Source organism: Natronomonas pharaonis DSM 2160, assembly GCF_000026045.1.
Taxonomy (GTDB): domain Archaea; phylum Halobacteriota; class Halobacteria; order Halobacteriales; family Haloarculaceae; genus Natronomonas; species Natronomonas pharaonis.
The window spans coordinates 2,217,801-2,244,008 of record NC_007426.1 but is presented as its reverse complement, the minus strand read 5'-3'; the positions used below and the strand labels follow the sequence as shown (position 1 = coordinate 2,244,008).

The window sequence follows — 26,208 nt, the reverse complement described above, 5'->3', positions numbered from 1 at the left end:
ATCCACAGTTATCATACTCCGGGACTGTAGTTAACAATGGTGAAGGAAGCGATAATCTTTTGTAACTACTCAACATGAAACCGGTGTATGAATCCTTCACGACGAACGGTTCTCAAATCCGGTGTGGGCGTGGCGGCCGCCGCGGCACTCGCCGGCTGTAACGGAAACGGTAACGGCAACGGCGAAGAAGACCCCGAAGAAACCCCCGAGGAAACGCCCGACGAGACACCTGAAGAGACGCCGGAGGAAACCCCCGAGGAAGACCCAGAGGCAGCGACCGTCGGCCTGCTCGCCGACGGGGTCGCCTACGAAACCGTCGAACGTGAGGAATCCGCCGAGTTCGACCTGCCGGTCCGTGGCGACTTCGAGGCGTCCGGCGAGGGTGGCTTTGTCTCGTTCAACGAGGAGACCGAAGACGAGGCTCGCGAGGGCGGTGTCGACTTCCCGTCGGCCGCCGAGGGCGACGAAGCCATCCAGCTGGAGGGGACCGTCGCCGGCAACCAGTGGGCCTCCGACTCCATCGAGTTTCCCGTCCTGGATGTCAACGGCATCGATGTTGTCGTCGAAGCACCCGATGGCGTCAGCGGCGAAATCGACGAGGAGACGGGCGTGATGACGCTGGAAGGCCGGTTCAACACGCTCATCGACGGCGACGAGGACCGCTCGTTTAGCTTCGATATCTCGGCGACGACGAACCAAAGCGGCGACCTCGAAGGCGAGACGACAATCGATATCGACGGCGGCGAAGTGACGCTTGTCGACAACGAGTTCGTCATCGACGACCAGACGGGCGACGGCATCGTCGACGCCAACCTTGGCCTGCCGTCGACAGAGCCGGGCAACAACTGGTTTGAGATGCTCTTCGAAGTCGACCTCGATGTCGTCCAGGAAGACGAAGTCACCATCGACGCCGACGATGTCGCGGCGGCCTGCGACGCCGCTGGCGGCGACGCAGAACCCGTCGACGCGACCGAAAGTGCCGACGACGCGCCGACCGTCGACGAACTCGGCCAGCTTTACGATGTCGAGGTCCCCGCCGGCGGCGGCTACGTCCGCTTTGAAACCGACGCCGATGCCCTCGGCGATGGGAACGTGGCCTTCTTCGTCCGCGACGGCACCGAGGACGTAAACGACGCGGAGACGGCCGGCATCGCCTCCGAAGTTGACTGTGACGACCTCGACAACGCTGTCGTTCTTGCCGACGGCGAGACCGCGGCACTGCTGCAGCTTCAAGGATAGAGCACTAGGCCGGCCGACACGTTCGGGCCTTCGTTTTTTGCGTCACTGCTTGAGCGCCGACAATAGCGGTCACGTCGGCTACGAGCTGCTACTCGTCTTTCATTCTCCCGACCCCGCTCCAGCACGTCACCGCGTTCGAGCTCGCCAGCGTGGATGCGAGTAACTCATCGAGCGATGGGCTCGGCTCAATGATGATGACGAGACGCCGAAGGCGTCTCGAACCGCTTGACACCGAGGCAGTTCACCACACTGGTCCACTCGAGAAATCGGCCATTCAGATAGTTAATCCACGATAAATTATTTGAGGAAGCGAGTCCTAGAGGGAGACAATGGGAGACGCAAGTCACGGGCCGTGGACGAACACGATGAGTGGCCGTGAACGCGTCCGTGAAGTCGTCGAAACGCTGAACGAGGCGACAGCTGTCCAAGAGATTGCCGATCAGGCAGCGGTTTCGCGGGCAACGGCAGATGATGAACTCCAGCGGTTAGAAGATGACGACTGGGTCATCGAAACGACAATTGACGGCACGAAAGCATACGACGCGAATCCAGTTCGGATGCTCTTTGACGAGGTTACCACCCTCATCGAGGAGCATACGCGGGATGAGTTAGAAGAGCAGCTCACAGACCTGAAAGAAGAACAAGAAGCATTAGCATCGGAGTTCAATGCCAGTTCGCTCGATGAGTTTCGTGAACAACTCGCCGAAGAGGAATTGTCGGCTTCGGAACTTCGTGAACGGCGTAATGTGATCGCTACATGGGAGGCGGTCAACACGGAACTCGCGCTCGTGAAACATGCGCTCTACCTGTATGGTGACGTCGTCGAACTTACCTCACCCAAAAGTAACAGTTTCTCCTCGTTTGCCTAATGGTCGTTTTTCTCGCTAATCGGGCGAACTTACAGAGCAAGCGGCTCCACGATCGCATTCAAAATCGGCTCAGTTCCGAGTTCGATGCTGTTTGCCGACGCCGTACCGAACCACGTGAAACTGGGCCGTACCGCGTCGTCGGCACAGTCAATCCACGACAGTTCTTCGGTGAGAAAGCGTATCCGACGACAACCGCACGAATCGAAGTCGGATTCCAACTGCAGACGGGCGACCCGCACGAATACTACTGGTTCAACTGGATCGAACCGGAACGACAGCTGCTGGTTGGCTGGCATCAAGACGACACGCACGACGATATTGGACCAGTTCACCTGCAAGTCAACGATAGCACAACAGCTGTGGACCATCAGCCAGCGGACTTCATCGACTCACACCCGCTCGACGTTATCGAGCGGAGACTCGAATCACTCCCCGATGCAGTCGCTGCAGTCGAGTGGACCGACGGACGGCCGGCTAGGTTCCGGTGACGAGTGCGAGCACGAAGCGAGTCGGCTTCATCCCACGGCTAAAGCCAGTGGGCTTTCGCCTCGCTACCACTGGCTTCATCCCACGGCTAAAGCCAGTGGGCTTTCGCCTCGCTACCACTGGCTTCATCCCACGGCTAAAGCCAGTGGGCTTTCGCCTCGCTACCACTGTAATTGGAATGTTGCTACGCGAATGTGGTGACGATACAGAGCTACTACGGACAGAACTCGACCGCCTCCGCGAAGCGGGCTTTTGGATCTCAGACAAGTTGTACGGGACGGCTCTCGAGCGAGCACGTGACGAGTTCTGATTCTCATCATATAAACCGGAGTACTCGCGAGGGGAATCTTGCCTCAGAGATAGGCACGGCCTGAACTATCCTTCTTCGCCGTCGCCCTCTTCGGCCCGCCCGGTGAGCGCCTGTGCTTGATAGCCAACGGCCAGCAAGCCGTAAATACCGACCAACACCCCGCCGACCTGCAGCGGGTCCTCGGAGAGGTCTCCCGCGCCGTGGTCGTGTTCGTGGTCGTGGCCCCCGTCGTCATCACTGGCCTCGTTGCTGGCCTCCGACTGCGGGTCGCCACCCACGGTTACATCGAGCGAAACGCTCCCGAAAACGCCGTCCGGGTCGCCGACGAGCCGCAGCTCCCACGCGCCGGTCTCGGGGAGGGTGATGACGGCGCTGTATCGGTCGTCATGTTGCTCGACATCGAAGTTCATGTTCGTCCCCCCATCGAGCGCCGTCGCCCGGAGCTCAAGCCCGTCTGTGGCGGATACCGGGTCCCCATCGCGTTCAAACCGGACATCGACCACGACCGGCTGGCCGTCCTGTAGACGAAGCTCGTCGTCGGCTGCCGCAGCCGTCGGCTGGAGTTCGATGTGACTCTCGATACCGGCCGCGTCATCGAAGGTCGTCTCGATCTGTTCGCTTGTGTCCTCGCCGGCATCGAGCGCAACAGCGGCTGGAGCGGTCGCCGTCACGATTCCGGAGAGAAGTACAACGACCGCCAACACACCGATTTCGAGCCGCAGCGTCCGCCCAAACCGGTCGAGGCCTGCGGGTGACCCCCCATCGGTCGCCGCCGGGTCCCCACGCAACCGCGACAGCAGAGACGGCCGCCCTTCGAGTCGCGGAAGCACGACGAAATGATGGTAGCCACCGATAGCAAGCCCAACAGCGACACCGCTGAGCTTGCCGAGCAACAGGAGGCCATATTGGGTGTCCCGCAGTCCCGCAGCCCCGCCGACATGCCACGAGGCAAAAAACAGCCCCGTTGAAAGCAAGAGTGCAACCCCGGCAACAGCGAGGACGGCATACCGGCGGACGATTCGTCCGACGATTCGTATACGAGATGCCATCGAGGACTGTTGGTCGAGGCCGGAGACAGCCACCCAGACGGCAAGCAGCCCGCCGGCCCACAGCCCCGCACCGAGGATATGGAGGAGCCCAACGCCGCCTCCGAGCAGTCCATCAACCGCCGTCGCGGAGTGACTCGTCGCGGCGACGCCGGCCGCGACGACGAACGTGCCCACAGCAATCGCTTTCAACGGTGGCCTCGGGCGCGTGTCAGTGCCTGCTGCCCTCCGGACCGAAAACAACACTGCAGCAAGGAGGCCAACGGCCGAAAGCAGCTGTATGCTCCACACGAGCCCAAGCGAACTGGCAAGGAACCCCTCGGCGGTCTCAGCCGAGAGCGGCCCGAACAAACGGAGCTGTACGAGGCCGACAGCGAGCACTGCAGCCACCAATCCCCCGACGAGCGCGGCACAGAGACGAAACGCCCGTCGCTGGAGCGTTCCGGTGCCCGCGTGGCTGCGTCCTGCAACCACCGGCATGACAGCGGTTTTGAACGCGACGGCCATGCCGAACAGTCCGACAATCGCACCGAGCAACAGCCCGTTCGCCACGGCTTCGGCCCAAGACGTCCCGGCCTCGACACCGTCTTCGAGCGTGTCGAGAATCACCTCGCGGTCGGCTGGCCCATCACCGACTGTAAAAAAGAAGCTCCCACTTGTCGTGTGGCCGTCATCGGCCAGTACCTCCCACTCGACGACGTACATTCCCGACGCGTCGCCAGCAGTATCGATGGGTACCGTGACCTGTTGTCTGTCCGTGCCGTCAACCGACACAGCACCGCTTATGTCTTCGTCGTCGGGGCCGATGACGGCAACCTCGGCGCTTTGGATCCCATCGCCGGTAAATGAAAGTTCGACAGCCTCTGGAACTGACTCCACCTGCGCTCCGTTTGCGGGTGTCGACGAATCGAGGTTGGCGTGTGCACTCACCGGCCCGGCAACGACCGAGAGGGCAACAAGGAGTACAACAACGAGTGCGAACGTCCGCGTGTGTGTCATTTAACTGCTGAATTTTGTGTCGTGTGGCCGGCTTTGTGAGTATCAGCCGGTCCTGACAGCCATCAGTTCGTCACCGCACCGGCGGAAAGCAGGCCAACCGTCTGAATGTCGGACACATCGAACTGTACCGGGTCTTGGCTCTCCAGGTCGACGAGCACTGCTGTGTCTGCGGCGACAGTCGCGAAGGTCTCATCGGCAATCACACTCGGCATGTCGTCGAGATGATCTCCCGGAACCGAGAGTCGTTCGAGTTCCTCGTAGCTCTCGATGTCGAGAATCGAGATATCCCCGGAATGTGGGTTTGCGGTGTAGGCTCCGTCCGCGCCGAATCTGACAGCCGCGGGTGACGCATCAGAAAGCGTTACTGTTTCGTCCGCATGACCGTGGCTGTCGGTCGAATCCACGAAGTGTACATCATCGCCATCAATGACCGAAACGAGCTCGTGGGCGTCTGCGCCGTACGTGGGGCCGCCAGCGTCAATCGTCCCTTCAACCTCGGCGTTGTCGACATCAACAACGACCGTCCGGGCGTCGCCCCCGTCATCATCACCGTGAAGCGGGGAGACGCCGCGGGCCGTCAGCCGCTGTGTCTCTTTCGAGCCGCTCATGCTGTGCTGGTGGTGGCCACCGCCGAGTTCCTCGACAAAGGCAAGCCCGCTTTCGGGAGCGTATGCGACGTAGTGCGTGCCGTCGCTGTGGTCGTGGTCGTCGTCATCGTGGTCGTGGTCGTCGTCATCGTGGTCGTGGTCATCACCAGCATCATGCAGTAGCTCCAGGGTTTGGTGGCCGCTGTGGGAGTGGCTGTGGTAATCCGCATCGAACTCGATGTGCTCGGTTGTCTCTTTGGCTTCGAGATTGACCACGAACAGGCCACCGGCCTCCATGTTCGTTACGACCGCTCGTCCATCACCGGTCGCAGCAACCTTCCCGTGGCCGGCCCCGACATCGCCGACGGCGACCCGCGCTTCGACACTATCAGGTGCCGCCGCATCGACGACGTAAAATTGTGCTTCGTCGTCCGAGTGGACCCATACCTCATCGGTGCTTTCGGCATAGAACCCATGGACAGGGTTGGTACCGACTGGAATCCGGTCGGTGATTTCGTCAGTACCGGGGTCGAGGACGTAGACCTCACTACTCCCATTCTCAACAGCAAAGAGATATTCCGGCGTCGCGATGACATCCTCCCAGCTAGCGTTGGGCACGGATTCGACTTCGGCTGTCGCTTCTGTCTCCGTATCGAGTCCGACGACGGCGGTGTCGGTGAACGCATAGGCGGCTGCTGTTAGTTCTTCCTCGCCGTCGTCCGGCTCGGTACCGGTCTCGTCGTCATCGTCGGGGGTTTGTTCAGTAGCGCCGTTTCCGTTCTCCTCGGCACAGCCGGCAAGCATGACGGTTGCTCCGGCTCCGATGCCTTGGATGAGTCGACGGCGTGATACGTGCTGAGAGGGCGAGAGGCGCTGCTCGGGTCGGGGGTCGTCGCGCATGGATACATGCAAGGAGGGTATCCTGTTTCGGTTTCTGGTACGGTCGTCGATTGCTCGGCTAGCATTTTCACTTGTCTATATAATATTATCTCCATTATTTATGCATACTAATCTCTTTTGTCTCACATCCACGGTGGAGAGGTCCACCCCACGATGCCGGTTACGATTGGGAATCGAATTCCCACATATATTCCCGGCAGAGGGCGTGAAAACGGTATCCTGAGAACCTAGAAGACTAAGAGGTTCCGTCGCAAGCAATAGGACAATTCGAGCAGAGAATATGAGCGAGGAATCTATTACTGACCCTGATAGCTCCCAGGGTGCCGCCGCTGCCAACAGTACCCACGAGGCGTTTCTTTGTGCAACCAGCGATGCTGCCTTCCTCGTCGATGCCGAACGAACGGACGACGGCTACGAGTTCACGCTGCTGGAACACAACGACGCCTACCGACGTCTCACGGAACACACATCGAGCCACGATACGGCCCGGAATGTGATTCCAGAGCCAGCAACAACACAGCAACAAAGCGCCCACCATTACTGCCGGCGATGTGTCGAAGAACAGACAACCCTCCAGTATGCGGCGTCGTTTGCGACGCCGTCGGCGACCGACCGCTGGGAAACAACACTCACGCCGGTCGTCGAAGACGGAGCAGTCGACCACATTGTCGGTGTCGTTGAATCGCCAACAGAATCGCCCCGGGAACAGACCCAGCCAAAAGACTCCCATGAACGGCGGCACTCCCCCGAGCATATCCACCAGCGGCTCGAATCGGCACTCGACGCCGCTGATGCCGGCGTCTGGGAGGTAGACCCCGAAACACGGACCGTCTACTGCGACGACCGAGCCTGCTCGATATTTGGGCTGTCCCCGACGTCGTTTACCGGGACGTGGACAGAAATCACCGAGTGTGTTCACCCAGGCGACTGGGATGATTTCGAGACAGCCTACGACCAGGCTGTTGGGGATCCGTCAGGGCGCGAGGTCGAATTCCGTGTTCAATCGAATGGTGAATCGGCCAACTGGGTCCGGGTTCACGCACAGCCCGTCGCCAGCACCGACGGTACCCCGGACCGCCTTGTCGGTACTATCCGGGATATCACCGACGAAAAGCGCCGCAGTCGAAAGCTCGAACAGTTCCGTGAGGCTGCCGAACAAACCGGCCACGCTGTCTGTCTGCTCGACGCCGACGGTACTATCGAATACGTCAACCCCGCCTTTGAGGCCATTACTGGGTACGATGCAGCGACAGCGATTGGCGAGCCGATTCAGCTGCTCCGCTCGGACGCCCACGACAGGTCCTTTTATGTCGAGCTGTGGCAGACGATTCTCGCTGGCGAGCGCTGGGAGGGCGAAGCCATCAAAGAACGTGCCGACGGTGAGGAAATCACGTTCTCCCAGACGGTGTCGCCGCTAACCGATGACAAAGGCGACCCAAACGGATTCGTCCTTGTCGCCCGGGACATCACCGAAAAGAAACAACGCGAACAGGAGATCAACCAGCTCCGCGAACGGCTTGAGCTCGCTATCAAGGGCGCAAACATCTCCGTTTGGGACTGGGATATCGAATCCAACACGATTGAACTACACAACAGCTCGGCGATAGTGTCAAGACAGGACTCCGATAATAGTAGAATCAAGCAAAAAGAGTGGGAACGCCGAATCCATCCGGACGACATCGACGGTATCTGGGAGACGTTCGAAGACCACGTTGTGGAGGAATCAGAATACTACGAAGCAGAATATCGGGTATTGGCCGGTGACGGCGACTGGCGGTGGGTTCGTGACCTCGGCCAAGTCATCGAACGCGACGAAGACGGTGAACCGATCCGCGCGGTCGGTGTCCAATTAGATATCGACGACAAAAAGCGGGCGTGGATAACCGTCGAGCAGGAGCGAGATATGTTCACCGAGGGGCCTGTCGTGCTCTTCAGATGGCGCGACGAGCCGGGCTGGCCCATCGAGTACGCTTCTGACAACGTCGAAGCGCTTCTCGGATACGAGCCCAAAGAATTGACTGACGATATCGGTTCGTTTGCGGAAATCATTCACGACGATGACATTGGACAAGCACGACAAAAGGCCGAGCAGGCTCGCAAACGAGGCCGCGGCAGCCATGAATACCGGGTCGTCACCGCTGACGGCGAAACACGATGGGTCTTCGAGCACACGAAGTTCGTCCAACATAACACCGAGGACAGGCGTATCGCTCTCGGCTATGTTGTCGATATCACCGAACGGAAGCGTCGAGAACAGGAACTAGAGACGGCTCGCAACGAACTCCGGCGGATTATCGACCTCGTGCCCGACCCGATTCACGTCAGAGACAAGGACGGTCGGTTTATCCTCGCCAACGAGGCGACCGCAGAGCTCTACGGAACGACGCCTGAGGCACTCAACGGAAAGGACGATGATGACCTCCCCTTCGAGGTCCAGCATTCGAGTGACTGCACCGAAGATGTCGCCGCAGTCATCGACTCCGGCGAACGGATAGAAGCCGAAGAGGAATTGACGACAGCCCACGGCGACGATAAAACGCTCGAACTGACACGAATCCCGTACGAGACCACGCGCGCCGATACACCGACAGCGCTCACGTACGCCCGTGATGTCACCGCACTCAAAGCATACGAGCGGACGCTCGAACAGCAGCGGGACAACCTCGAAACCCTGAATCAGGTTGTCCGCCACGACATCCGCAACAGCCTCCAGCTCGTACTCGCCTACGGCGAGATGCTCGAAGCACACGTCGATGGCGACGCAGCGGACTTCGTCGAACACGTCACGGAGGCCGCCAGCGATGCGGTCACCATCACCGAGACGGCGCGCGATGTGACGGAAGTCCTACTCCGGTCGGCGGACGAACTGACAGCTGTCAACCTCACCTGCGTCCTCGATGACCAAGTCACGAGCATCCGAGCGAGCCACGAACGCGCGACCATCGACATCGAGGGGTCAATCCCGGACTGTGCGGTCCGTGCCGACGAGATGCTTGAATCAGCCGTCCGGAACCTGCTTTCGAACGCTATCCAACACAACGACAACGACCACCCCAGAGTGACCGTCGCAGCGACAGCCGATGACGAGACCGTCGAACTTCGAATCGCCGACAACGGCCCCGGTATCCCCGACGACCAGAAAGACCGAATATTCCAGGAGGGCGAGAAGGGGCTCGACAGCGATGGCACGGGGCTGGGGCTGTATCTCGTCGACACACTCATCGACCGCTACGACGGCGAGATACGCGTCGAGGACAACGACCCACGCGGGGCGGTCTTTGTCGTTGAGCTGCAACAGGCCGACTGAGCCGGAGCGTTTTCTATCGCCGGCCACAAACGGCGGGTATGTCCGACGAGCGTGTCGCTGTAGCGTGCCGCGACTGCGAGTACACCGCGTCGTTTTCGAGCCTCGGCCGCGCCCGCACTGCACTGGCTGCCCACGAGACGGAGACGGGCCACGATATCGACTGGGATATCGACCACGCTGCTGAGGGCGTCGAACGCGCCGGCGCAGACGCCGGTGTCTGTGGCAGCCCCGACTGTGCGAACGCCGACTCACCGCTGCTCGATTGGCGGGAGTCGACAGACGAATAGCGCCCACCGCCGGCCACAGCCGTGCACAGCCGCGATACCTTTTGAAAGGACGGGCACGTTGACCCCGTCAATGCAGCTGCGCCACATTTCGCCCGGGGGGCTTATACCCCCCGATTGCGCTGTCGGCAGCGCCGCCGTCGCCAAGTAGACAGCTCAGCCGGCGTCTTCGCCGTCAGCAGCCGCAGTCGCGGTGTCACTGCCGGCGGTGTCGTCTGTCGCCCGCTGTCGCTCCCACTTTCGATACCGCCGATATGTCAGCCACCCTGCAACCACGCCGCCGGCGAACAACAGCGGCCCGGCCCGGCTCCAGCCCTCGAAATACCAGCCCATCGGCCCGATTGCACCGAGAAACAACGCGAGATGCGCATAGACGAAGCACGCGCCGAACGCGCCGAGCGTCTCCGAAGAGACCTCCGACATCGACGAGAAATCGCTCTCCGTCTCGAACGTCTGTACCGAAGCATCCGGCGCATCGGGTGCCAGCTCCTGTTCGGCCGAGGACGGTTCGCCGAACGGGACTTCTCCTTCGTTGTCCTCGTCGAGCGGGTTCACAGACACTGTATGGTCGACGTCCTCAAAGGCGTTCGTCTCCGGGTAGGCTTTCGTCCCCACGGCGTCAGCAACTATTCCGTCGTCTGCCGGTGTCCGACCGGCTACTTATATCAGATGGCGGCGTATGTGTGTCCGTGGCAGACGACGATACGCCGACGTTCGCCATCCCGGAACGGCCGGTCAGACGCTACCCCCGGAGCGGCGGCGTTGAATACGACGGTGAGACCGTCTTTTCGTTGCAGCCGGCGACAGCCCGGAGCGACGACGCCCTCGCCGCTGCCATCGAACGGGTTCTCGACGAGGGGCCGTATCGATATGGCGACTGGTTCGACCTGCCGATGCCGGTTTATATCGTCCACGACGACGAGACGGGCGACACCTTCCGTGTCGCTGTCCGCGACGGCGCTATCGAACTCCATGTTCTTCCGGGGACCGAGCCGCCGGGACTCGCCGCCTTCTACAGACGGGTACGCGCCCGCTCCGACCACGCTTGGCGTGTGACGACTCGTACCGGCTGACCGAGACCGGAACGTTGGTATCGCAGCCGCCGGTACCGCCGCGGTAGATGGCCCCCTCGAAGACGCTCGTTACGGCGGTCTGTGTCATCCTTGCGGCACCCTTCTCGTATGCCGCCTACCAGCAGTGGTCGCTGGTCGTCGCCGCGGCTGTGCTCGTCGGCATCGGCATCGTGTTACCACGGTTGTACGCTTTTATCGCGGTGCCGCACTCGTCGGACGACGAGTAGGCGAGCCAGCCACCCACCGCGCTGGCAAGGCAACCCCTATTACGGGTGCGACGTAACCTTCTGACAGACTGACACCGTCCATGACAGCCAACGGCAGCCCCTACGCGCCCCATACGGACGCCGAGACCGAGGCGATGCTCTCGGCGGTGGGTGTCGAAAGCGAAGCGGCGCTTTTCGACATCCCGGATTCGGTCCGTTTCGACGACACCTTCGGTATCGAATCCCGCAGCGAACGCGATGTCCGTTCGCTTGTCGACCGACAGCTCGGCCGCAACCACGACCTCACCGAGTTTCTCGGCCGCGGCCACTACGACCACTACGTCCCGTCGATGGTCGATGACCTCGCCGGCCGCTCGGAGTTTCTGACGAGCTACACCCAATACCAGCCGGAAATCGCACAGGGCTTTCTCCAGGCGCTCTTCGAGTACCAGTCGATGGTCGCCGAGTTGACCGGCCTTGCGATTGCCAACTGCTCGATGTACGACGCCGCGACAGCGCTTGGCGAGGCGGCGACGCTTGCCATCCGCGTTCGCGAGGCCGATGGCGACCGCGTGCTGGTGCCCGAACAGCTCCGCGAAGGCAAGCGACGGACGCTCGAAAACTACCTCATCGGCCACGATGTCTCGGTTGCGACCTACCCAATGGCCGACGGCATCGCCGATGTCGATGCCCTCGACGCCGCGGCCGGCGAGGAGACGCTGGCCGTCTACGCCGAGACGCCGACCGTCCGTGGTGTCATCGAAGAGCGGCTCGACGAAATCGGAGCCATCGCAACGGCAAACGACGCCCTCTTTGTCGTCGGTTCGGACCCGGTCGCGCTCTCGCTGCTTGAAAAGCCCGCCGATGTCGGTGCGGATGTCGTCGTCGGCGAGGCGGCGACACTCGGGCTTCCAGCCGCCTACGGAACTGGTATGGGCCTGTTTGCCTGCCGGGAGTCGTTCCTCCGGCAGGTTCCCGGCCGACTCGTCGGCGCGAGCGAGGACGCCAACGGCCACCGCGCCTACACGCTGACGCTCCAGACCCGCGAACAGCATATCCGCCGCGAGCGAGCGACCTCGAACATCTGTACGAATCAGGCGTGGGTCGCCCTCCGGACGGCGATGACCATCGCATGGCACGGCCCGGACGGCCTCGTCGACCTTGCTGAATCCTGTGTTGTCCGTGCCCGGGAGGCAGCCGAGCGGCTCGACGCGCTCGACGGCGTCGCCGCGCCGGTCCACGACCGCCACCACTTCCGGGAGTTCCTTGCCCGGACCGACCAGCCGGCGCGGGCGGTGGCCGACGATCTGGCGGCGGCTGGCTATGCCGTCCACGCGGTCGATGACCATCTGCTGCAGGTTTGTGTCACCGAGACAAACGCCGACGCCATCGACGGCCTTGTCGAGGCCGTCACGGAGGCCGCACGATGAGCGACGACGACCCGCTCGGCTACGACCAGGCGCGCTGGATGGCCGACGAGGAGACCTACGAGCCGCTGCTTGCCGAGAAATCGACCGAGAGCGTCACGGTCGATTCGACGCTGCCCGACGAGCTAACCCGAGACGAACTCGAACTGCCGGCGCTCTCGGAGCCGGAACTGGCCCGCCATTATACGCGCCTCTCGGAGATGAACTACGGCGTCGACTCCGGGCCGTTCCCGCTGGGCTCGTGTACGATGAAGTACAACCCCAAGTTCACCGAAGACGTCGCCGCCGACCCGAAGGCTGCGGTCCATCCTGCCCGCTCCGAAGGAACTGTACAAGGTGTGCTGGCGCTCCAGCACGGCCTCCAAGAGCAGCTCGCAACCATCGGCGGGATGGACGCCGTGACGCTCCAGCCGCCGGCCGGTGCGGCGGGGGAGTTCGCCGGCATTCTCATGGCCAAGGCCTACCACGAGGCCAACGGCGACGACCGGACGGAGGTTATCGTCCCCGATTCGGCCCACGGGACGAACTTCGCCAGCGCGGCGATGGCCGGCTACGATGTCGTGACACTGCCGAGCGCCGACGACGGCTGCGTCGACCTCGATGCGCTGTCGGCAGCGCTCTCGGAGGACACGGCGGCGCTCATGCTGACGAACCCGAACACGCTGGGGCTCTTCGAGCGTGACATCGAGTCCATCGCCGAACTGGTCCACGATGTCGGCGGCCTGCTCTACTACGACGGCGCGAACCTCAACGCGCTGCTCGGTCGCGCCCGCCCGGGCGACATGGGCTTCGATATCATGCATTACAACGTCCACAAGACGTTCGCGACGCCGCACGGCGGCGGCGGCCCCGGTGCGGGCCCGGTCGGCGTTACTGAGGAACTTGCCGACTTCCTGCCGGCACCGCACGTCCGTGAGACGGACAGCGGCTACGAGCGATACGAGCCGGACCACACCATCGGCAAGGTCCACGGCTATCAGGGCAACTGGCTCGTCTTGCTGAAGGCCTACGCCTACATCGCCCGGCTCGGCGACGAGGGGCTGACCGACGCCAGCGCGAAGGCGGTACTGAACGCCAACTATCTCGCGACGCAGGTCGACTACGAGGTGCCGTTCGGCCCGTTCCATCACGAATTCGTCGCCAGCGCCGGCGACCAAGACGCCGCCGATGTCGCAAAGCGGATGCTTGATTACGGTGTCCACCCGCCGACGACGAAGTGGCCGGACATCGTCGACGAGGCCCTGATGACGGAGCCGACCGAAATCGAGAGCAAGCGGACCCTCGACCAGCTCGCGGCGGCGTTCAACGCCGCCCGTGCTGACGATGCGGACACGCTCGCTGCTGCTCCCGAGCGGACGGCAGCCGGCCGTATCGACCAGACCTCGGCCGCCCGGGACCCCCGGCTTTCCTGGCAGGCCCTCGACGACGCGTAATCCTCCCTTGTCGTTTTGCAGAACGAAAGCAATATTCGCCGCGTCCCACGTACTACCAGTATGAAAGCCGTCTGTGCAACAGACCTCTCGGCGGCCAGCGAGGCGGCCATCGAATCAGAGACTTGCCTGCGGTGTCTGAGCCGCATCGGCGTCGAGAAACTCCACCTCGTGACGGTCGTCCCCTCGAACGTCCACACCGGCATTCCGGGGCTCAACTTCGAGGAGCGCCGCCAGTCGGCGCTGTCCCGATACCAGTCCGTGCTGGAATCGGCGGGCTTCGAAGTCGAGGCCCATGCCGTCCGCGGGACGCCGTACCGCCGCATCAACGGCGTCGCCGAGGCGGTCGACGCCGACCTCATCATCGTCGGCTCGCGCGGTGAAAGCCCGCTTGAAAACCGCGCTATCGGCTCGACGGCGCGCAATCTCGCCCGAACGGCCGTTGCGCCGCTGCTCGTCAACCGGGTCGAAGAGGCCACCGACGACCCTGAGGTCGTCAGAGAGCATCTTTTCCAACACACGCTGTATGCGACCGATTTCTCCTCGAACGCCGAGCAGGCCTTCGAGACCTTCTCGTATCTACATCCCGCCGTCCAAGATGCGACGCTCGTCCACGTCCAGACGCCGAAAGACCCCGACCCGGAGGACGACGACCCCGAGGAGCGTCTCGCAGCGCTCGCCGACCGGCTCCGCGAGTGGGATATCGACACCCAAACCGACGTTCGATACGGCGACCCGGCCGACGAGATTCTCGCGGCGGAAGCCGACCACGAGCCGACGATGGTGTTGCTTGGCTCCCGCGGCCACGGCCGGCTCCGGCGGCTGCTCCTCGGTAGCGTTTCGGAGGAAATCGTCGCCCACGCCGATGGGAACGTCCTGCTAGTGCCGCCGGAGCGGCCACGGCAACCTCGCTAGCCGACCCGCGTCCCGTTTCGGACCGCCGTTGCGCCGTAATAGAAGATGACGGCGGTCACGAACGCTGCCGACCCCACGAGAAGCACGAAGCTGACGGTGTCTAACACCGGCGCGTCGAGCCACGTCGCCAACTCGCCGGCCGCCACGGCGATGCTCGCAAGGAGCAACATGACACCGAAATAGATCGTCACATCGTCTTCATCGACGTAGGCTGTCGCCGCCGACCCGATACGGGCCCCAAGCGCACTGCCGACGAGCAGCGCCGTCACGACGCCGAGGTCGATAACGCCCGAGAGGCCGTAGGTGAACGCGCCGACGGCACCGGACATGAGCGCGCCGAAGAGGCTCGTTCCGACCGCCGCGGCAAGCGGGACGCCGATGATGTAGTAGATGGCCGGCATCCGGATGAAGCCGCCACCGACGCCGAGAAAGCCGGAGACGACGCCGACACCGCCGCCGACCCCCGAGATAGTCCACATCGATGCTTTGCTGCCGTCGGTCAGCGTCACCATTGGTGGAATGGTGTACGATTTGATCTTCTTCGCAATATCTGGAATGTCGTCTTCGCTTCCGTCGCCGCCCTCGCTGTCGGCGCTGTCGGCGCTGTCGCCGCCGGCTGCGCTGCGGACGAAGACACCGCCGATGGCGGCTAAGAGTACCACGTACGCGCTGCCGACGACAACCTCCGCCCGCCCGAGCGCCTCGAGGAAGAAGACGAGCATCTTCCCGGCCTCGATGCCGACCGCGATGCCGACAAACATCAGCGCACCCAGCTTGTAGTCTACCTGTCCGACATCGTGGTGCTTCAGCGTCGCGATGACCGCCGTCCCGAACACGAATGCCATGCTCGACCCGATGGCAACCGGCGCCGGATACCCGAGTATCAGAAGCGTCGGCGTAACAAGGAATGACCCGCCCATCCCGAAGAACCCGAAGAAAACGCCGACCATGAATCCGAAGCCGACGAAAAGCGCCGCTAGCTGCGGGGTAAGCCCGAGTAGTTCCATTATTGTCCCTGTTCCGCAACAGCTATGTCGCGTGCTGGCCCGTCGTTTGCTCGCCCCCGGCCATCGCGGTGCGGCGCTGACATCGTGGATTCCATTGGTTCCGGTATACTACCCTATCAACCTTGTATATAATAGTTTTGTGGATACTACGCAATACAATGCCGGACATGGCAGCTACGGACAGTCGCCACGCGGTTGGACACGCAGTGAGAGTAGCCCGCTCGCAGAATACTATGACTGGCTCAATCCGCTAGCCCAGCCCGGCGGGATACTCACCGGTCTTCCGATAGTGAGAAACGACTTTGACGAACGCGGCGATTTGGAGCACAACGACGAGGCCGAGTGTGAGTAGGTAGAGCCAATGGAGGGGGTCTTCGGACGGGAATCCAGGCCGGAGGTAGGCCCTATCGTAGATGTGAACCGCGAGGAGCCAGAAAATCGCATACGTACCGGCGGTCTGATGCCACTTCCATGCTTTCGCACCCATGTAATCGTAGGCCCTGTTGTTCGAGGTGGCTGCGAGGACGACCGCCATAATCACCGCCACGAACGAACCGAACGCCCATGGGCTCATCCCGGCGAGATAGCCGATAACGTCCCAGTCTCTCGCATGGAACACGAACAGTAGGTGGACGACGCTCCAGATAGCAAACCAGATTCCCAGCTCTGACCGCCAACTCACCGGGAAGTTCCCCGAACCCCGGCGTCTGATTCCGGGCCAAAGCTTCACCGCCGGCCCGATGGCTAGCACCAAGACGAGGAGAAACCACGGGATTGCTCCGACGACTCGCTGTTCGTGATACCCCACCACCCACAGCAACACAGCGACGCCGACGCTACCGATGCCGACCGCTAAATGATGTGTCAGCTCGTTGTTTGTATCTGCAGACATATCAGTTTCAATGCCGCCTTCGTCGCTTCCTATTATAATTCTACCTGTGACCTAGACGAAGAGGACAGAAACAGCCATCAACTGTCTGCCATGTAGTGTAACCGTGGTTTTCCCGGTTGGAACGACGTGGGGGATTGATATACGATACCGGCGACAGTTTCGCGCATGTACGATACGATTCTCGTCCCGACCGACGGGAGCGACGTTGCGGAGCGAGCCGGAACCGTTGGCGTTCGAATGGCTGCACTGTTCGACGCTGATCTGACGCTCCTCTCCGTTCAAGAGCCGGGCGACGGAGACAGGGCGGAACGAGCCCATGAAGCGCTCAAAGAGGCCGCAGCCGAGGCCGATATTTCACCACAGACGAAGACTATCGATGGCGGGGAGACGTCGGTCCATCGCTCGATTATCGATTATGCTGGAGCACACGATGTTGATATCATCGTAATGGGGACGCATGGGCGAACGGGAATCGGTCGGTTCCTGCTCGGCAGCGTGGCTGAACAGACCCTCAAGGAGTCGCCGATTCCGGTCGTAACCGTTCATGAAGACACCGCCCGCGATTTTGCGGTCGACAACGTCCTCGTCCCGACCGACGGGAGCGAGGGGGCCAAGGCCGCCACGGAGCATGCTGTCGACCTCGCGGCGGAAGTCGGTGCGACGCTCCATACACTGCAGGTCACGTCGGACGGCGACAAAGCGGAGCCATCGCCAGTTACCGACGTGCGCAACCGGGGCGAAACTGCTGGGATAGAAGTCGTCACAGCAACACGCAGCGGCCGGCCACACGAGGCGATTGCTGGATACGTGGCTGAGGCTGGAATCGATGTCGTCGTAATGGGCGCACACGGACGCGGCGGCATCAGACAATACCTGCTCGGGAGCGTCACCGAGCGTACGGTTCGGTTCTCACCGGTTCCGGTTATCTCGGTAAAGCCGGAGACGGACGGCGTTACCGTCGAATTTCTCGATTACGAAGCCGTGGACGACAACGGCTGGTCGTTAGAAGACGACGACCTCTTCGAGAAAGCAGCCGAAGCTGACCTCCCAGCTGGCGCCTACGGGACGATAGCTACCGAGAAAGGAGAGTACATTCTTGACGCCGCTGAGAGAGACGGCCACGATTGGCCGTTTTTCTGTCGGGGTGGCGGCTGCATCAACTGTGCGGCAGTACTGGTCGACGGCGAGGTCGAGATGGAGACCAACCGTAGCCTCTCCGACGAGGAAGTCGATGAAATGGACCTGCGGTTGACCTGTGTTGCTACGCCGGCCACCGACGAAGTGAAGCTTGTATACAACGCCAAGCAGCTCGACCAGCTTCGCGACCGGATTCTCTGACCACGCCTGCAAACACGAACGTCAGAACCACGTCAGACCGAATCCGACAGTGGTGTTTTCCAATCTGATTTCCGGTAGAACTAGTAACTACCTGAGTATCTCTTATTTCATATCCCAACATGCGATTTATGAGCCTTCGAATGCGCCACGGCTTTCGTGCCCGTGCCAGAGTATAACTATCCGGCCGAACAAATTTCTCCGATGACCGCCGACGAGCTGCCAGACGATGAGGTCGAGGCGTTGCTCCGGCGAGCGAACACGGGGACTCTCTCGCTTGCCGACGGAGGCGACACCTACGCTGTCCCACAGTCGTTCGGGTACGACGGCGAGACGCTCTACTTTCAGCTCGCCTACGACGACGACAGCCGGAAGATGGAGTACATCGAGACGACCGACACAGCCACATTCACCGTTTACGAGGAGCGACCGGCACAGAGTGTCATCGTACAGGGGCCATTTGAGCCAGTCCCCGAGGGTGAGGAGACGCTTGCGACGAACGCCATCGCGGAAAACGCCGTCATCCCGACACTGAACGTCAGCCTCGATACGCCGCTGGACGAGCTCCGATTCGACTTCTACCAGCTCGTTCCGGAGTCGCTGTCCGGCTGGCGGTTCCACGGGTTCGGCGAACAGCCGCACAGTTGAGACTGGACGACATTTTTGATAGGTACATCGTGCGTGCGACCCGCTGTGTCTTTCTGTGCGATCGCCGGAGAACTGTGGACTGAGTGACTAAGCTGATGCGGTGTCGATGCCGTTGATGGCGACAAAGCCGTACTCGCATTCGGTACAGTGCCACTTCTTCTTGGTGCCGAGGTGGATCTGCATGCTCGCGGCCTTGTAGAACTCCTCGGTTCCACACTCGGGGCAGGTTCTCTCCAGTGAGAGGCTCATAGCGGGGCCTTCGACGGCCACCAAGTTGTAGTTTTCCGATGGCGGCCGAAATACGCCCGATAAACCATATAGCGAGATATAGAATCCCGACGTCTCGCGCCTGTGTACCGCAATACGACCCCAACACACAAGCCGCCGCTTTTCGTGTGTTCACAGGACCCATGAACAACCCGGTTATCGTTGACGCTGTCCGCACGCCGTTCGGCAAGCGAGACGGCGCACTGGCAGACATGCACCCCCAAGACCTCGCTGCCGAGCCGCTCGTTGCCCTCCGCGAACGGAACGGGTTCGCCCCGGAAACCATCGAAGATGTCATCTACGGCTGCGTCACGCCGATCGACGAGCAGGGGCTCAACATCGCTCGGCTCGCGCCGATGGTCGCCGGCTGGGGCGACGGCGTTCCCGGCGTCCAGCTCAACCGGATGTGCGGCTCCGGTCAGCAGGCGGTCAACTTCGCCGCCGGACAGGTCGCAAGCGGTGCACACGATGTCCTCATCGCCGGCGGCGTCGAGCACATGACGCGCGTGCCGATGGGCTCGGACGGGCAAAGCGTCACCGACACGTATTTCGAGCATTTCGACGAGCTGACGACACAGGGAGAGGGTGCAGAGCGCATCGCCGAGACGTATGACTTCTCCCGCCGGACGCTGGATGAACTCGCCGCTGACTCACAGTCCCGGTGTGGTGACGCGTGGGAGGCGGGCCACTACGACGAGCAGGTCGTGTCGGTCGACACCGAGGTCGGCGACGAGCGGGTTGAACTCACCCGCGACGAGCATATGCGCCCCGATACCGACGCCGAGACGCTTTCGTCGCTGCCGCTTTCGTTCCGCGACCCCGGCGAGGGGGTCCACCACGCGGGTAACGCTTCGGGAATCGTTGACGGCGCATCGGCACTGCTCGTCACGAGTGAGGCCGCTGCCGAGGAACACGGCTGGGAACCGATGGCCCGGATCGTCGACAGCCACGTCGTCGGCGTCGACCCGGTGACGATGCTGACCGGGCCGATACCGGCGACCGAAGAGCTGCTGGCACAGCACGACCTGACGGTCGACGACATCGACCGCTTCGAGGTCAACGAGGCGTTTGCAGCGGTCGTCGAGGCGTGGCTCGACGAAACCGGCGCGGACTGGGACCGAACGAACGTCTGGGGCGGTGCCATCGCCCACGGCCACCCCCTCGGCGCGACGGGAGCGGCGCTCCTCGGGAAGCTTCCCTACCAGCTGGCGGCCTGCGATGGCCAGTATGGCCTCTGTACGATGTGTATCGGCTTCGGGCAGGGCATCGCAACAATCATCGAGCGATACTGAGGGCGGATACAGTCCAGGCCACTGCTGGGGCGGACACATCCCGAGACATTCAAACGCGTCCTCACGTATCCGTCCGTATGGACGCAGACGAGTCACGCGACCACGTCGTCCCCGGCAGCGACGGAGAGCTGCAGACGGACGACGTTCGCGGCTATGATTTCCGCGGGACGTTCGACCTCGAATCCCTCATCGATTCGTATGCGACGACCGGCTTCCAGGCGACACATCTGGCTGAGGCGGTCGATATCGCTACCGGGATGCAGGACGATGGCGCGACAGTCTTTCTGACCTGTACGTCGAACATCGTCTCCTCGGGACTCCGGGAAGTCGTTGCGGCGCTCATCCGTGAGGGCCATGTCGACGTGCTCATCACGACCTCCGGGTCGCTGACGGAGGATGTCATCAAAACGGCCAAACCGTTCAAGATGGGCGAGTGGGATGCCGACGAGGCAAAGCTCCGCGAGGAGGGTATCAACCGCCTCGGCAATATCTTCGTGCCGTCGGACCGCTACGTCTGGCTTGAGGAGTACCTCTATGAGTTCTTCGACGACTTCTTCGCCGAGGAAAAAACGCGGACGCCGACGGCCTTCGCCCGCGAACTGGGCGAGCGACTCGACGACGAGGATTCGGTGCTCAAGCAGGCCGCTGACAACGATGTGCCGGTCTACTGCCCGGCCCTGACTGACGCCGAGGTCGGCAACTTCCTGTACTACTACCGGCAGATGTACGACGAGTCGGTCGGTATCGAAATCCTTGACGACTACGAGCGACTCATCGAAGACGGCCTCGATGCCGACACCACCGGGCTCATCGCGGTCGGAGACGGTGTTCCCAAGCATCACGCCATCATGACGAACCTCTTCCGCGGTGGCGCTGAGTATGCGGTCTACATCTCGACGGGAATGGAAGGCGACGGCTCGCTTTCGGGTGCACCGCCGACCGAAGCCGTCTCGTGGGGAAAAATCAAGAGCGAGGAAACGAACTACACGCAAATCGAGGCCGAGGCGACGCTCGTGTTCCCGCTGCTCGTCGCTGCCGCCTTCGATATGGACGGCTAGTCCGTCCCCCAAAGCAGTGTGAGCGCCAACGTGTTTTCTACCGCCTGAATCGGTCGAGCGTCGCCTGGCTCGGCGCGATAGACCGGCCGTCGTCCGGGTCAACCCCGAGCAGCCGTGGCAGTGCCGTATCGGCGAAGGTAAGCCCCAAGACGAGCAAAATTGGGGCGAAAAAGAGCCCGTAGAACCCGAAGACGACAGGCCCGAAGATGTAGGCGAGCATCAACAAGCCGACGTGGGTCCGATTGCCGCTGAAGTACGGCCGCAGGACGAGGTCGGGAATCGTGTCGACGACAATCACTGCCAGCGCGAGGAAGCCGACGATGTAGACGAGCAGCTCGGTCGGCCCATCGAGGACGACCGGCACCGCCGCCGCGACAGCCAGCGGGAGATAGACGATTTTCATCCCGACGACGGGAATCAGACTCGCAACGCCGGTCAATGCGCCGGCGAGTGCTGGATACGGCACCTCGACAGGGGCGGGTACCGCGGCGTTATATCCCATGAAAACCGCCACGGCAATCAGCGAAATGACGATAACGTTGAGGAGGTTTCCGAAGAGCACCGCTTCGAGTTCGTCGTCGACGGCTTCCAGATACTCTCTGACGATGGCGTCCTCGTCGAAACGGAGCAGCCAGTCGCGGGCCTTCGTGCCGTCGATGAGCAGGTAGTAGGTGACGACAACGACGATGAGGAGGTTCAGCAACAAGCCGGTGATGAGACTCGACAGGAAGGCGGCGTGTTCGACCGCGAAGTCGATGAAGATATCGAGGTCGCCCGCCTGATAGGCCTGAATAATGCCGTTGATTGTCGGTTCGGGGAGGTCTTCGAGCCCCTCGAACCACGCAACATCGTCCGGTGCCGACTCGAAAACCGGATACTCCTCGACGAACTGTCTCGCCTCCACGGCAAGCAGGATGACCGTATAGCTGATGAGCAACATGAGCGGTACGCCCAGTACCGACAGTGCCAGTACAGCCCGGATGCGTTTCGGGAGGCGGAGGCGACCGAGCAGCGCATAAAAGCGCCGCGTCGAGTAGTAGAGGAAGACGGCGACCGTCAGGGCGGCGATAAAGCGGGCGGCGACGTAGGCGACAACGGCGGCCACGAGTACGCCGAAAGCCGCGACAGCAAGTCGCTTTTCGTCCATGTGAACTATGCTCTTTTCGCCGCGAAATAAAACCCCGCCGTCGCTCGCCGGGGCAGAACCCCCCTTTTCGTCACCGCGACGCTGGCTTCGGCTCGCCAACAATCCACTGCCATCGCTGTTCGAGCGGTCCCTCGACGGCCTCCAGTAGCTCCTGTGCCCGTTCGACCCTGGCATCGGCGTCCAGCCGTGGGTACAGCCGCGCGGCCATTGCAGGGATAGCGTGGAACTGCCGGAGCGCCTCGGCGGTCGTCTCGAACGTCCACGTGCCGGTTTCGACCGAAAAGTGGCGTCTGAGTGCGTCGACAACCGCCTCCGCGCCGGTCGGGGACCGCGAGTCGCGCTCCAGTGGCCCAAAGACATCGTCGCCAGCAGGCGTCGTCCAGCCCAGCGGCGCGACCGCGCCGACAGTGCCATCCGCTCGGAGCACGCGCGCTGCCTCTCCGGCGGCCGTTTCCGGGCTCGGCGTCAGAAACAGCGAGGCGGTGAAGGCGACAGTATCGAAGCGCTCTGCTCGGAACGGCAGCGCGTCGAAGTCGGCCTGTACCCGGTCGGCCGTCGGATTCGCACGGAGCATTCCGCGGCTAATATCGAGGGCGACGAGCCGTTTGCTTTCCTCGGCGAAGACGCGAGTGCTATGCCCATTGCCAGCGCCAGCATCAAGCGTCCGTCCCAGACCGTCGCCGTCGCTTGCCAGCTGTCCGGCGAGTCGGTCCGCAAGCGCCGCAAACCGGCCCGTTGCATTCTCGTATCGTTCGTAGGCCTGCTCGCTCTCGTCGAAGTTCGTCCTGATAGCGTTCTTCATCTGTCTCCCCGCCGCGGCGGTCGCCAACGGCAGTTCTTGACCCGTGAGAACGGGCGCGATGTTCTTATATGCAACACACTGACAGCCCATAAGGATGACTCGGACGTGTCAGCGGCGACCGGCTGCAGCCGAGCGCAGGAACCGGACGATACGCAGAAGTCAGGTACCCACCGCTAAAGCGGTGGGCTTGTCAGTGGACTCCCGCTCTGACCACTAGAACCAGTGGTAGGCGAAAACTCGCCGTTCGCGTTCACCATCCCTGACTTCAGGGCGACCTGACAGTCCGCCCGTCCAGCACCAGACTTGAGCCAATGCTGGACAAGACGCCACCCAACATTCCGAGCAGCGTTGTAATCCGCGTGCAGTTCCTTCCCACACTTCAGGCACTCGAACTCGTCCCCATCACGGTTATCCTCGTGTGTGAACCCACACTTCGAGTGACTACACCGCTGTGACGTATACTGTGGCTTCACGTCATCAACGAGGATGCCGTACTCTTCAGCCTTGTACTCAACAAGAGATTGGAGTTTGTTGAATGCCCACTGTTGGAACTTAGAAGCGTTCGAGATACGCCCTCGAATGTGTTTCAAGTTCTCGAACGCTATCGCGTCACAATCGTGTCGACGGGCTTCGAGAACCACTGCGAGTGCGACACGATGCAAGTAGTCTTCACTCCAATTCGAGAATCTGTCACCGATGGATTTCAGCGTCAAGTGGGCACTGCGAGTGCCTGTCTGTTGCAGCTTTCCACGACGCCGTTCGTACTCCGCACGCTTGTGGTTGAGGTAGTCTGCGTTGCCGAGGAACGCGCCAGTCGAGGTGACGGCAAGGTAGCCGTCGACGTTCAAGTCTACGCCGAGTACCGCTCCGTACTCGGATGTAGACGCCTCGTCTTCCTCGCGTTCCTTTTTCATCGACACGTGCAAGTAGTACGTGCCATCACGCTTGTGAAGAGTGGACTCACCACGTTCCCACTCATCATTCTCCCAGTATTCTTCGAACGGCGTTCCGCGAGTGTCCTCGGGGACGATGTATTCCGCGGTGACACGGTCTTCTGTAGTTGATAGCGTGCAGTGGTCGTCGTTGTACGTTATCGTGCGACCGTCGTAGAAGACCACGGTGCCGCGGAATTCTGGTTTACTGGCTTTCTTGCCGTCTTCGAGGATACGGTCTTTGCAGTTTTCGAGTGCGTTTGCTGCGAGGCTGCGTGCGGCTTGGACGTGGTTTGCAGTGAGGTCTGTCTTTTCACGTACGTCGGAGTACGTGGCGTCGTGGAGTTTGCTCTTGCTGTCGATTATCTGAGTAGGGTCGTCAGACCAGCCGTAGTCCGCGGCGTGTTGGGCGGCTTGACGGAATTGCTCGAACGTCTCATCGAGAACGCTGTGGGCGTCCTCGTCAACGTCGAGCTTGATTTCGAGGTTTCTGACGACCGCCACGATTCAAATATTGGGAGTGTATTATTTAAAGACTGTGTTTTTGCGTTGGGGAGTCAGCCGTGGCTGGATGCGTGGTTTGATTCAGGAGTGACGCGCTTCCTCCGCACGGCTAAAGCCGTGGGGTTCCGCGCTGCCTCTGTATGAGTTTCTCCCCGCGAGAACCGTCCGTACTTGCCGGTGTTTGCGACGATGTGTCGCTGGTTGCACGCAACTTCGCCGTCCTCCAAAGCCCCTTTTGAGTCCCGGTTCAGGTGTCGAACACGATGAGCGACTTTCCCGACTACGTGGACGTCGACTACACTGATGGGGAGGGCGAGACCCCCGAAACGTATCCGGCGCTGGAGGACAAAATCGAGAAGGCAGTCGAGGTCGTCCGGGCCGGGCTTGAAGAGTACGAGACCCCGGCTATCATGTGGACCGGCGGGAAGGACTCGACGCTGACGCTGTACTTCGTCAAAGAAGTCGCCGAGGAGTTCGGCTACGACCTGCCGCCGGCGGTCTTTATCGACCACTACCAACATTTCGACGAACTGCTCGAGTTCGTCGACCGCTGGGCCGACGAGTGGGACCTCGATGTCGTCTTTGCGCGCAACGAGGACATCGGCGACTACGTTGATGCTCACGGCCTTGCCCCGGGCGATGAGATTCCGGTCGACGAACTCGACGAGAACAACCGCCGCCACATCCGCGAGATACTCGAATACGAGGAGGACACGTTCCCGTTCCTGCTGGACACCTACGTCGGCAACCACCTGCTGAAGACCGTCGCGCTCAACAACGCTCTCGAAGCACACGACATCGACGGTATCATCTCAGGCATTCGCTGGGACGAACAGGAGGCCCGCGCCGACGAGACGTTCTTCAGTCCGCGCCACGACCCCGACATCTACCCGCCACACGACCGGATTCAGCCGATTTTGCAGTTCGATGAGGGCGATGTCTGGGATGCCTTCTGGTACTACGTCGTCCCCGAGACTGTCGAGGCGTTCCCCGATGACGGCTACGTCCCGCAGTCGTATGACGACCTGCCGAACGACCTCGGCCATGAGGATATCCCCGTCTCGCCGAAGTACTTCGCCGGATTCCGGTCGCTCGGCAGCGAGATTTCGACCGAAAAGAGCGACGAGGAACCGGCATGGCTACAGGACCTCGAGAACACGACCGAGCGAGCCGGCCGGGCTCAGGACAAAGAAGACCTGATGGCGCGGCTCCGCGACCTCGGCTACATGTAAGCCCGGGAACGGCT

The 26,208-nt window shown here is 61.8% G+C and carries 25 protein-coding genes; 16 read left to right on the top strand and 9 right to left on the bottom strand.

The genetic code is table 11. The annotated features are described in order from the left end of the window. The first annotated feature begins 87 nt into the window (after positions 1 to 87). From NP_RS11400 to NP_RS15175, 4 genes are all read left to right on the top strand, one after another. Positions 88 to 1,239, top strand: coding sequence for a twin-arginine translocation signal domain-containing protein (locus tag NP_RS11400; RefSeq protein WP_011324014.1), 1,152 nt, complete (start codon positions 88 to 90; stop codon positions 1,237 to 1,239). Between the two features lie 329 nt (positions 1,240 to 1,568). Beyond that, on the top strand, positions 1,569 to 2,108 hold the full coding sequence (locus NP_RS14880; RefSeq protein WP_011324013.1) for a DUF7342 family protein: 540 nt from the start codon (positions 1,569 to 1,571) through the stop codon (positions 2,106 to 2,108). Further along, positions 2,108 to 2,596 carry a hypothetical protein gene (locus tag NP_RS11390; protein WP_011324012.1) on the top strand — a complete coding sequence of 163 codons (489 nt, stop codon included), beginning with the start codon at positions 2,108 to 2,110 and terminating at the stop codon, positions 2,594 to 2,596. The genes NP_RS14880 and NP_RS11390 overlap by 1 nt, the downstream gene beginning before the upstream one ends. 176 nt (positions 2,597 to 2,772) lie before the next feature. Continuing rightward, positions 2,773 to 2,904, top strand: a complete 132-nt coding sequence (locus tag NP_RS15175; RefSeq protein ID WP_148215458.1) for a DUF3368 domain-containing protein — start codon at positions 2,773 to 2,775, stop codon at positions 2,902 to 2,904. 65 nt (positions 2,905 to 2,969) lie between these two features. Here the strand turns inward: NP_RS15175 and NP_RS11385 are convergent, their stop codons facing one another. Continuing rightward, the gene (locus NP_RS11385) at positions 2,970 to 4,949 is read right to left on the bottom strand and encodes a copper resistance CopC/CopD family protein (protein WP_011324011.1); all 1,980 of its coding nucleotides are present in this window, start codon (positions 4,947 to 4,949) and stop codon (positions 2,970 to 2,972) included. 62 nt (positions 4,950 to 5,011) lie between these two features. Next, positions 5,012 to 6,436 carry a YncE family protein gene (locus NP_RS14635; RefSeq protein ID WP_011324010.1) on the bottom strand — a complete coding sequence of 475 codons (1,425 nt, stop codon included), beginning with the start codon at positions 6,434 to 6,436 and terminating at the stop codon, positions 5,012 to 5,014. A gap of 280 nt (positions 6,437 to 6,716) precedes the next feature. On the opposite strand from NP_RS14635, the gene NP_RS11375 reads away from it, so the two are divergent. Next, a complete protein-coding gene (locus NP_RS11375; protein WP_011324009.1) occupies positions 6,717 to 9,743 on the top strand; it encodes a PAS domain S-box protein in 3,027 nt (1,008 codons plus the stop codon). Between the two features lie 38 nt (positions 9,744 to 9,781). Next, entirely contained in the window at positions 9,782 to 10,030 is a 249-nt protein-coding gene (locus NP_RS11370) for a DUF7542 family protein (protein ID WP_011324008.1), read from the top strand. Between the two features lie 153 nt (positions 10,031 to 10,183). Here the strand turns inward: NP_RS11370 and NP_RS11365 are convergent, their stop codons facing one another. Next, positions 10,184 to 10,582: a MerC domain-containing protein gene (locus NP_RS11365; RefSeq protein ID WP_049939872.1), complete on the bottom strand. Its 399-nt coding sequence runs from the start codon at positions 10,580 to 10,582 to the stop codon at positions 10,184 to 10,186. Positions 10,583 to 10,710: 128 nt separating this feature from the next. Here NP_RS11365 and NP_RS11360 point away from each other — a divergent pair, with 128 nt between their 5' ends. The 5 genes from NP_RS11360 to NP_RS11340 all read left to right on the top strand — a co-directional run bounded on the left by NP_RS11360 (position 10,711) and on the right by NP_RS11340 (position 15,078). Then, on the top strand, positions 10,711 to 11,100 hold the full coding sequence (locus NP_RS11360) for a hypothetical protein (protein WP_011324006.1): 390 nt from the start codon (positions 10,711 to 10,713) through the stop codon (positions 11,098 to 11,100). A gap of 47 nt (positions 11,101 to 11,147) precedes the next feature. Further along, positions 11,148 to 11,327: a hypothetical protein gene (locus tag NP_RS11355; RefSeq protein WP_011324005.1), complete on the top strand. Its 180-nt coding sequence runs from the start codon at positions 11,148 to 11,150 to the stop codon at positions 11,325 to 11,327. A gap of 80 nt (positions 11,328 to 11,407) precedes the next feature. Further along, the gene (gene gcvPA, locus NP_RS11350; RefSeq protein WP_011324004.1) at positions 11,408 to 12,736 is read left to right on the top strand and encodes an aminomethyl-transferring glycine dehydrogenase subunit GcvPA; all 1,329 of its coding nucleotides are present in this window, start codon (positions 11,408 to 11,410) and stop codon (positions 12,734 to 12,736) included. Then, positions 12,733 to 14,166 (top strand): aminomethyl-transferring glycine dehydrogenase subunit GcvPB, encoded by a 1,434-nt coding sequence (gene gcvPB, locus NP_RS11345; RefSeq protein ID WP_011324003.1) that lies wholly within the window; start codon positions 12,733 to 12,735, stop codon positions 14,164 to 14,166. The genes gcvPA and gcvPB overlap by 4 nt, the downstream gene beginning before the upstream one ends. 60 nt (positions 14,167 to 14,226) lie before the next feature. Then, positions 14,227 to 15,078 (top strand): universal stress protein, encoded by an 852-nt coding sequence (locus tag NP_RS11340; protein WP_011324002.1) that lies wholly within the window; start codon positions 14,227 to 14,229, stop codon positions 15,076 to 15,078. On the opposite strand, the gene NP_RS11335 is transcribed toward NP_RS11340, so the two are convergent. Together NP_RS11335 and NP_RS11330 are read right to left on the bottom strand one after the other, a co-directional pair. Beyond that, positions 15,075 to 16,085, bottom strand: coding sequence for a sulfite exporter TauE/SafE family protein (locus NP_RS11335; RefSeq protein ID WP_011324001.1), 1,011 nt, complete (start codon positions 16,083 to 16,085; stop codon positions 15,075 to 15,077). The two genes, NP_RS11340 and NP_RS11335, sit on opposite strands and share 4 nt — an antisense overlap. Before the next feature lie 250 nt (positions 16,086 to 16,335). Further along, on the bottom strand, positions 16,336 to 16,977 hold the full coding sequence (locus tag NP_RS11330; protein WP_011324000.1) for a cytochrome b family protein: 642 nt from the start codon (positions 16,975 to 16,977) through the stop codon (positions 16,336 to 16,338). Positions 16,978 to 17,142: 165 nt separating this feature from the next. Between NP_RS11330 and fer the strand changes: the two genes are divergently transcribed. Together fer and NP_RS11320 are read left to right on the top strand one after the other, a co-directional pair. Then, on the top strand, positions 17,143 to 18,315 hold the full coding sequence (fer, locus tag NP_RS15170) for a ferredoxin Fer (protein WP_011323999.1): 1,173 nt from the start codon (positions 17,143 to 17,145) through the stop codon (positions 18,313 to 18,315). A 201-nt stretch (positions 18,316 to 18,516) separates the two neighbouring features. Then, positions 18,517 to 18,960, top strand: coding sequence for a pyridoxamine 5'-phosphate oxidase family protein (locus tag NP_RS11320; RefSeq protein WP_011323998.1), 444 nt, complete (start codon positions 18,517 to 18,519; stop codon positions 18,958 to 18,960). A gap of 87 nt (positions 18,961 to 19,047) precedes the next feature. On the opposite strand, the gene NP_RS14805 is transcribed toward NP_RS11320, so the two are convergent. Further along, positions 19,048 to 19,209 (bottom strand): DUF7838 family putative zinc beta-ribbon protein, encoded by a 162-nt coding sequence (locus tag NP_RS14805; protein WP_011323997.1) that lies wholly within the window; start codon positions 19,207 to 19,209, stop codon positions 19,048 to 19,050. 161 nt (positions 19,210 to 19,370) lie between these two features. On the opposite strand from NP_RS14805, the gene NP_RS11310 reads away from it, so the two are divergent. Together NP_RS11310 and NP_RS11305 are read left to right on the top strand one after the other, a co-directional pair. Beyond that, complete coding sequence (locus NP_RS11310) at positions 19,371 to 20,519, top strand: thiolase family protein (protein ID WP_011323996.1); 1,149 nt, start codon at positions 19,371 to 19,373, stop codon at positions 20,517 to 20,519. Positions 20,520 to 20,596: 77 nt separating this feature from the next. Then, positions 20,597 to 21,577: a deoxyhypusine synthase gene (locus NP_RS11305; RefSeq protein ID WP_011323995.1), complete on the top strand. Its 981-nt coding sequence runs from the start codon at positions 20,597 to 20,599 to the stop codon at positions 21,575 to 21,577. Between the two features lie 37 nt (positions 21,578 to 21,614). Here NP_RS11305 and NP_RS11300 read toward each other — a convergent pair whose 3' ends face one another. The 3 genes from NP_RS11300 to NP_RS11290 form a co-directional block, all read right to left on the bottom strand. Then, positions 21,615 to 22,724, bottom strand: coding sequence for an AI-2E family transporter (locus NP_RS11300; protein ID WP_011323994.1), 1,110 nt, complete (start codon positions 22,722 to 22,724; stop codon positions 21,615 to 21,617). Between the two features lie 70 nt (positions 22,725 to 22,794). Continuing rightward, entirely contained in the window at positions 22,795 to 23,526 is a 732-nt protein-coding gene (locus NP_RS11295; RefSeq protein WP_049939684.1) for a class I SAM-dependent methyltransferase, read from the bottom strand. 173 nt (positions 23,527 to 23,699) lie between these two features. Further along, a complete protein-coding gene (locus NP_RS11290) occupies positions 23,700 to 24,962 on the bottom strand; it encodes an RNA-guided endonuclease InsQ/TnpB family protein (protein WP_011323992.1) in 1,263 nt (420 codons plus the stop codon). Between the two features lie 263 nt (positions 24,963 to 25,225). Between NP_RS11290 and NP_RS11285 the strand changes: the two genes are divergently transcribed. After that, complete coding sequence (locus NP_RS11285) at positions 25,226 to 26,194, top strand: phosphoadenosine phosphosulfate reductase family protein (RefSeq protein ID WP_011323991.1); 969 nt, start codon at positions 25,226 to 25,228, stop codon at positions 26,192 to 26,194. Positions 26,195 to 26,208: the final 14 nt, after the last annotated feature.

Excerpts from the sequence above, each read along its gene's own strand:
- NP_RS11285 (WP_011323991.1), top strand. The coding sequence starts at position 25,226 with ATGAGCGACTTTCCCGACTACGTGGACGTCGACTACACTGATGGGGAG.
- NP_RS11335 (WP_011324001.1), bottom strand. The coding sequence starts at position 16,085 with ATGGAACTACTCGGGCTTACCCCGCAGCTAGCGGCGCTTTTCGTCGGC.
- NP_RS11375 (WP_011324009.1), top strand. The coding sequence starts at position 6,717 with ATGAGCGAGGAATCTATTACTGACCCTGATAGCTCCCAGGGTGCCGCC.
- NP_RS11370 (WP_011324008.1), top strand. The coding sequence starts at position 9,782 with ATGTCCGACGAGCGTGTCGCTGTAGCGTGCCGCGACTGCGAGTACACC.
- NP_RS14635 (WP_011324010.1), bottom strand. The coding sequence starts at position 6,436 with ATGCGCGACGACCCCCGACCCGAGCAGCGCCTCTCGCCCTCTCAGCAC.
- NP_RS11295 (WP_049939684.1), bottom strand. The coding sequence starts at position 23,526 with ATGAAGAACGCTATCAGGACGAACTTCGACGAGAGCGAGCAGGCCTAC.
- NP_RS11385 (WP_011324011.1), bottom strand. The coding sequence starts at position 4,949 with ATGACACACACGCGGACGTTCGCACTCGTTGTTGTACTCCTTGTTGCC.
- NP_RS11340 (WP_011324002.1), top strand. The coding sequence starts at position 14,227 with ATGAAAGCCGTCTGTGCAACAGACCTCTCGGCGGCCAGCGAGGCGGCC.
- NP_RS11355 (WP_011324005.1), top strand. The coding sequence starts at position 11,148 with ATGGCCCCCTCGAAGACGCTCGTTACGGCGGTCTGTGTCATCCTTGCG.
- NP_RS11330 (WP_011324000.1), bottom strand. The coding sequence starts at position 16,977 with ATGTCTGCAGATACAAACAACGAGCTGACACATCATTTAGCGGTCGGC.
- NP_RS11305 (WP_011323995.1), top strand. The coding sequence starts at position 20,597 with ATGGACGCAGACGAGTCACGCGACCACGTCGTCCCCGGCAGCGACGGA.
- NP_RS15175 (WP_148215458.1), top strand. The coding sequence starts at position 2,773 with ATGTTGCTACGCGAATGTGGTGACGATACAGAGCTACTACGGACAGAA.
- NP_RS11310 (WP_011323996.1), top strand. The coding sequence starts at position 19,371 with ATGAACAACCCGGTTATCGTTGACGCTGTCCGCACGCCGTTCGGCAAG.
- NP_RS11400 (WP_011324014.1), top strand. The coding sequence starts at position 88 with ATGAATCCTTCACGACGAACGGTTCTCAAATCCGGTGTGGGCGTGGCG.
- fer (WP_011323999.1), top strand. The coding sequence starts at position 17,143 with ATGTACGATACGATTCTCGTCCCGACCGACGGGAGCGACGTTGCGGAG.
- NP_RS11300 (WP_011323994.1), bottom strand. The coding sequence starts at position 22,724 with ATGGACGAAAAGCGACTTGCTGTCGCGGCTTTCGGCGTACTCGTGGCC.
- gcvPB (WP_011324003.1), top strand. The coding sequence starts at position 12,733 with ATGAGCGACGACGACCCGCTCGGCTACGACCAGGCGCGCTGGATGGCC.
- NP_RS14880 (WP_011324013.1), top strand. The coding sequence starts at position 1,569 with ATGGGAGACGCAAGTCACGGGCCGTGGACGAACACGATGAGTGGCCGT.
- NP_RS11320 (WP_011323998.1), top strand. The coding sequence starts at position 18,517 with ATGACCGCCGACGAGCTGCCAGACGATGAGGTCGAGGCGTTGCTCCGG.
- NP_RS11390 (WP_011324012.1), top strand. The coding sequence starts at position 2,108 with ATGGTCGTTTTTCTCGCTAATCGGGCGAACTTACAGAGCAAGCGGCTC.
- gcvPA (WP_011324004.1), top strand. The coding sequence starts at position 11,408 with ATGACAGCCAACGGCAGCCCCTACGCGCCCCATACGGACGCCGAGACC.
- NP_RS14805 (WP_011323997.1), bottom strand. The coding sequence starts at position 19,209 with ATGAGCCTCTCACTGGAGAGAACCTGCCCCGAGTGTGGAACCGAGGAG.